This window comes from Caulobacter sp. B11, from assembly GCF_002737765.1.
Classification (GTDB): Bacteria; Pseudomonadota; Alphaproteobacteria; order Caulobacterales; family Caulobacteraceae; genus Caulobacter.
Window position 1 is genome coordinate 1 of sequence record NZ_PEGG01000236.1, and the last position, 4962, is coordinate 4962.

Sequence of the window (4962 nt, forward strand, 5' to 3'; positions counted from 1 at the left end):
CCTGGGCGAAGGCCTTGACCACGGCTTCGGCGGTGAAGGCGGTTAGAGTGGCCGCGGCGTCGGCCGCCGTCAGATGCGCCACCGCCTCGATCGAGAAATCATAGCGATCCAGCGACTTGGGCGCGGGCGCCGCGAAATACTCACCCGCCAGCAGGGTCGCCAGCGCCGCCTCGTCGACCCGACCACTGGCCGCCAGCCGGCCGCCGTCGTCGAAGCGGCCCAGGTCGCGCGACTGTAGCATCAGGTCGATCATGCCGTTGCCTGGGCCCGTATCGAAGGCCAGCAGGGTCCCATCGGCGCCGATCAGGGTGATATTGGCCACGCCGCCGACATTCAGCGCCGCCACCGGGCCGCCAGACCGGCGGCCCGGGCTCGGGCCGCGTGATAGATCGGGGCCAGGGGCGCGCCCTCCCCGCCGGCCGCGACATCGGCGGTGCGGAAGTCGAACGCCACCGGTCGGCCGCTGCCCAGGGCCAGGCGCTTGGCGTCCAGCAGCTGGACGGTGCGACCGAGGCGGTCGCCGCTGGGGCGCTCGTGCAGAACGGTTTGGCCGTGCACGCCCAGCAGGTCGAAATTGGTCCAGGCCAGCCCATGCTCGGCCAGAAAGCTCTCCGCGGCATGCAGGTGCTCGTCGGCCACGGCGCGGGCCGCCTGCGCGAAGATCGCCGGCTCGGGCGTGTCGCGCGGCCAGGCCCGGGCCTGATCGGTAGCCTCCAGCAGCAGGTCGCGGGTCGCCTCGCGCAGCTTGCGCTCGCCCGCCGGCCCGAAGGCCTGGATGTCCTCGCCGTCGGTCTCGAGCACCGCCATGTCGACGGCGTCGAGAGAGGTGCCGGTCATGAATCCCAGGATGTGCATGGTCTGGTTGACTGCCATGGTCACGCCCTTGTAGCTAGACCCCATGATCGATCCCCGCTTTCCCGTTCAGGCCTATTACCGCCCGCTGAAATAGCGGGAGGCCGGCCTGACACGTCGATGCGTCCCCCGCCTGCCGGGGTTGCGTCTCACCAGATCACAGCGCTCCGGCCCCTTCCGGAGACTGAGCTTATGAAACCCTCGCCACATCCGCGCCCGCCCGTGCTAGACGGCGCATCGTCCATCCAGAGAGTCGATCCATGTCCGCGCCCGCCTCGTTCAAGTCGGAATTCCTGCAGACCCTGCAGGCGCGCGGCTACATCCACCAGATCACCCACCCGGACGAGCTGGACGCCGCCGCGGCCGGCGGGATCGTGACGGCCTATGTCGGCTTCGACGCCACCGCCTCCAGCCTGCATGTCGGCAACCTGATATCGATCATGATGCTGCGCCGCCTGCAGCAGACCGGCCACAAGCCGATCGTCCTGATGGGGGGCGGCACGACCAAGGTCGGCGACCCGTCCGGCAAGGACGAGAGCCGCAAGATGCTGACCGAAGAGGGCATCCAGGCCAATATCGCCAGCATCAAGCGGGCCTTCGAGAAGTTCCTCACCTTCGGCGACGGCCCCACCGATGCGGTGATGGTCGACAATGACGAATGGCTGAGCAAGCTCGGCTACATCGAGTTCCTGCGCGAATACGGGACCCATTTCACCGTCAATCGCATGCTGGCCTTCGATTCCGTGAAGCTGCGGCTCGACCGTGAGCAGCCCCTGACCTTCCTCGAATTCAACTACATGCTGATGCAGGCCACCGACTTCCTGGAGCTGAACCGCAAGCGCGGCTGCGTGCTGCAAATGGGCGGCTCGGACCAGTGGGGCAATATCCTCAACGGGGTGGAGCTGATCCGCCGCGTCGACCATAAGCCGGCCTTCGGCCTGACCACGCCGCTGCTGACCACGGCCTCGGGCGCCAAGATGGGCAAGACCGCCGCCGGGGCCGTCTGGCTCAACGCCGACGCCCTGAGCCCCTACGACTACTGGCAGTTCTGGCGCAACACCGAGGACGCCGACGTGGGTCGCTTCCTGAAGCTGTTCACCGACCTGCCGCTGGACGAGATCGCGGTGCTTGAAGCCCTGCCGGGCGCCAAGCTGAACGAGGCCAAGAAGGTGCTGGCCGACGAAGCCACGCGGTTGGCGCACGGCGAAGAAGCCGCCAAGGCGGCGCGCGACGCGGCCGAAAAGGCGTTCGAACAGGGCCAGGTCTCCGCCGACCTTCCGACCTTCGAGGTCGCGGCCGCCGAGCTGGAGGCCGGGATCGTCCTGGCCGCCCTGGCCGCCGACGCCGGTCTGGCCGGTTCGCGCGGCGAGGCCCGTCGCCTAGCCCAAGGCGGCGGCCTGAAGGTCAATGACAAGGCCGAGCCCGACGCCAACCGCGTCATCAGCGCGGCCGAACTGATCGATGGCGTCATCAAGCTTTCGGCCGGCAAAAAGAAGATCGTCCTCGTAAAGCCCGTTTAATCTGTCGCCCCGGTGAAGATCGGGATGACGGCGATAGGAAGAGTGATCCGATGAGCGAATTGATCGCAGGCGACAAGGCCCCCGATTTTGACCTGCCGACCGACACCGGCCGGGTCAGCCTGGCGGGCCTGAAGGGCAAGAATGTCATCCTCTATTTCTATCCGAAGGACGACACCGCGGCTGCACCTCGCAGGCCCTGCAGTTCTCGTCCGAGGTGGAGGAATTCGCCAAGCTCGGGGCCGTCGTTGTTGGGGTCTCTAAGGACAGCGCGGCCAGTCACGCCAAGTTTCGCAAGAAGCATGACCTGACGATCGACCTGACGCGGCCGACACGACCGGCGAAATCGTCGAGGCCTATGGCCGCCTGGGTCGAGAAGAGCATGTACGGCCGTCGCTACATGGGCATTGAGCGCTGCACCCTTCCCTGAATCCGATCGCGAAGGCGTGCGTGCGAGAGCGTCTGGCGCAAGGTTAAGGTGCCCAACCCACATCAAGGGTGGTTCTGACGGCGGCTCGCGCCCTGCGCTAAGGTCGCGCCGACGTTCGCCATGGTGTTGCATTCGCGCCTCGCTCATGGGTCCATTCTGCCACAGCGCGCCCGGGTCGCATGGCGAACCCGTTCAGAACGCGTTAATGATTCGATGCGAAAAAGGACAGATGCGCCTTCCCGCTCTCTTTGAGCGCGAAGCATCTTGCGCGTTCCTGCTTTCTCGTTGCATATCGCCGGGACCTTGAAAACGGGGGTTTCCTGGGACGATGGCCATCAAACAGTTCAAGCGACTGCGGCAGATCTTAGAGGGGCTGTTTCCTGAGCGGCACCTCTACATCCGCTCCGGCGGCGAGATGCGCGGCTACGTTTTTTCAACCAGCAAACAGGTTCTCGGCGCCGGCGTGATCGCCTGCACAGCCCTGTGGATGGGCGTCTGCACCGCCGCCATGATGGTCAACGCACTGGCGGTCAGCTCGACCGACCAGCAAGTCATCAAGCAGAAGGCCTATTACGAGCGCCTGAACGCCGACCGTCAGGCCCGCCTCAACAGCGCTGTCGCTCAGCTTTCGGCCACCAATGGTTCGCTTGACGACCTGGCCGCCTCGATTGAAAAGCGCCACGCCGCTCTGGCGATGATGGTCACTGAATTCAAGGGCGTCCCGGGCGCCGCCCAGGCCCTGGCCGTGTCGAAGCCGCGCCTGCTGGCAGCCACGCCCGTCCAGAGGATCCAGGCCACGCGCATGGATCAGGAACGCCTGATCGACTCGGCCGAGACCTTCGCCAAGAGCCGCGCCGAACGGCTCCGTCTGGCCATGCGAATGGCCGGCCTTGATGCAAGCAGCTTCACCGGACGCGGCAGCGGATCCCTCGGCGGCCCGCTGATCGAGGCCCGCGATCCGCGCGCCCTGGCCGCCGTGCTCGATGTCGACGAAGACTTCGCCTCGCGGATTCAGCGCGCCGCGACCGACATGTCGGACATGCGAGCCCTGAACCAGGCCGCCCAAAGGCTGCCGTTCAACCGCCCGACCCAAAACCCGGCCCTGAGCAGCAGCTATGGGGTTCGGTTCGACCCGTTCACCCACCGGCCCGCCTTCCACTCCGGCCTTGATTTCCCTGGCGCCTTCTACACGCCCATCCTGGCCACCGCCCCCGGCGTGGTGTCGTTCACCGGCGTGCGTTCGGGCTATGGCAACACCATCGAGATCGACCATGGCGGCGGCTTCAAGACCCGCTATGCGCACCTTCAAGGGACGTCGGTCCGCATTGGTGAGCGCGTGGCGATCGGTCAGCGCATCGGCGCCATGGGATCCACCGGTCGCTCGACCGGGCCCCATCTGCATTACGAAGTCTGGGTCAACGGGCGCGCCCAAAACCCCAATCGGTTCCTGAAGGCAGGCGAGTATGTTCAGCAAGCAGGCTAAGACACCCCAGAAGACCCTGGCCAAGATTGAGCCCCTCCCCGCACCGTCCCAGGTCGACGGCGCCCAGCAGCGCAAGGCGCCCCCGAAGGTAGCGTCGCTTATCTCGGCCGATATCACGGTCGAGGGCGGCCTGATCGGTGAAGGTGAACTGCAGATCGACGGCGTGGTGCGGGGCGACGTCCGGGTCGGCCGCCTGACCATCGGCGAGACGGGTCATGTCGAAGGTTCGGTGTTCGCCGAAGCGGCCGAGATCCGCGGTCGGGTGGTCGGCGCGATCACGGCCAAGCATGTGCGCCTCTACGGCACGTCCTATATCGACGGCGACATCACCCATGAGCAACTGGCCATGGAAACCGGCGCCTTCTTCCAGGGCCGCAGCCTGAAGTTCCAGCGTCCGGCGTCGCAGCCGGCGCCCGTCCAGACCCTGACGGCCGCCGCGCCAGCGCCAGCACCAGCGCCGACCCCGGCGCCCGCGCCCGCGCCCGCGCCCGCGCCCCAGGCCAAGCCGGCCTGATCCGAAACAAGAAAACGCCCCGGAGTGATCCGGGGCGTTTTGCTATCTGCTTCACCCACCGGACAGACCGGAGCCGCCTCAGGCGTCGCGGGTGGCCCCGACGCGTTGCGCCAGGGAGGCGCCCATGAACGCGTCCAGGTCGCCGTCCAGAACGCCGGCGGTGTCA

The 4962-nt window shown here is 66.9% G+C and carries 2 protein-coding genes and 3 pseudogenes; 4 read left to right on the top strand and 1 reads right to left on the bottom strand.

The window, feature by feature from the left end; all coding sequences use genetic code 11:
* A pseudogene (locus tag CSW58_RS09970) lies at positions 1-873 on the bottom strand (anhydro-N-acetylmuramic acid kinase); the annotation flags it as partial.
* A gap of 171 nt (positions 874-1044) precedes the next feature.
* Between CSW58_RS09970 and tyrS the strand changes: the two are divergent.
* The 4 genes and pseudogenes from tyrS (at position 1045) to CSW58_RS09990 (ending at position 4796) form a co-directional block, all read left to right on the top strand.
* A pseudogene (gene tyrS / locus CSW58_RS09975) lies at positions 1045-2372 on the top strand (tyrosine--tRNA ligase).
* Positions 2373-2422: 50 nt separating this feature from the next.
* A pseudogene (locus CSW58_RS09980) lies at positions 2423-2900 on the top strand (peroxiredoxin).
* Positions 2901-3127: 227 nt separating this feature from the next.
* The gene (locus CSW58_RS09985) at positions 3128-4282 is read left to right on the top strand and encodes a peptidoglycan DD-metalloendopeptidase family protein (RefSeq protein WP_099447180.1); all 1155 of its coding nucleotides are present in this window, start codon (positions 3128-3130) and stop codon (positions 4280-4282) included.
* Positions 4263-4796, top strand: coding sequence for a polymer-forming cytoskeletal protein (locus tag CSW58_RS09990; protein WP_099447181.1), 534 nt, complete (start codon positions 4263-4265; stop codon positions 4794-4796). Before CSW58_RS09985 ends, CSW58_RS09990 begins: the two co-directional genes overlap by 20 nt.
* The last annotated feature ends 166 nt before the right edge of the window (positions 4797-4962 follow it).

Coding starts and splice junctions, on each gene's coding strand:
- CSW58_RS09985 (WP_099447180.1), top strand. CDS start 3,128: ATGGCCATCAAACAGTTCAAGCGACTGCGGCAGATCTTAGAGGGGCTG.
- CSW58_RS09990 (WP_099447181.1), top strand. CDS start 4,263: ATGTTCAGCAAGCAGGCTAAGACACCCCAGAAGACCCTGGCCAAGATT.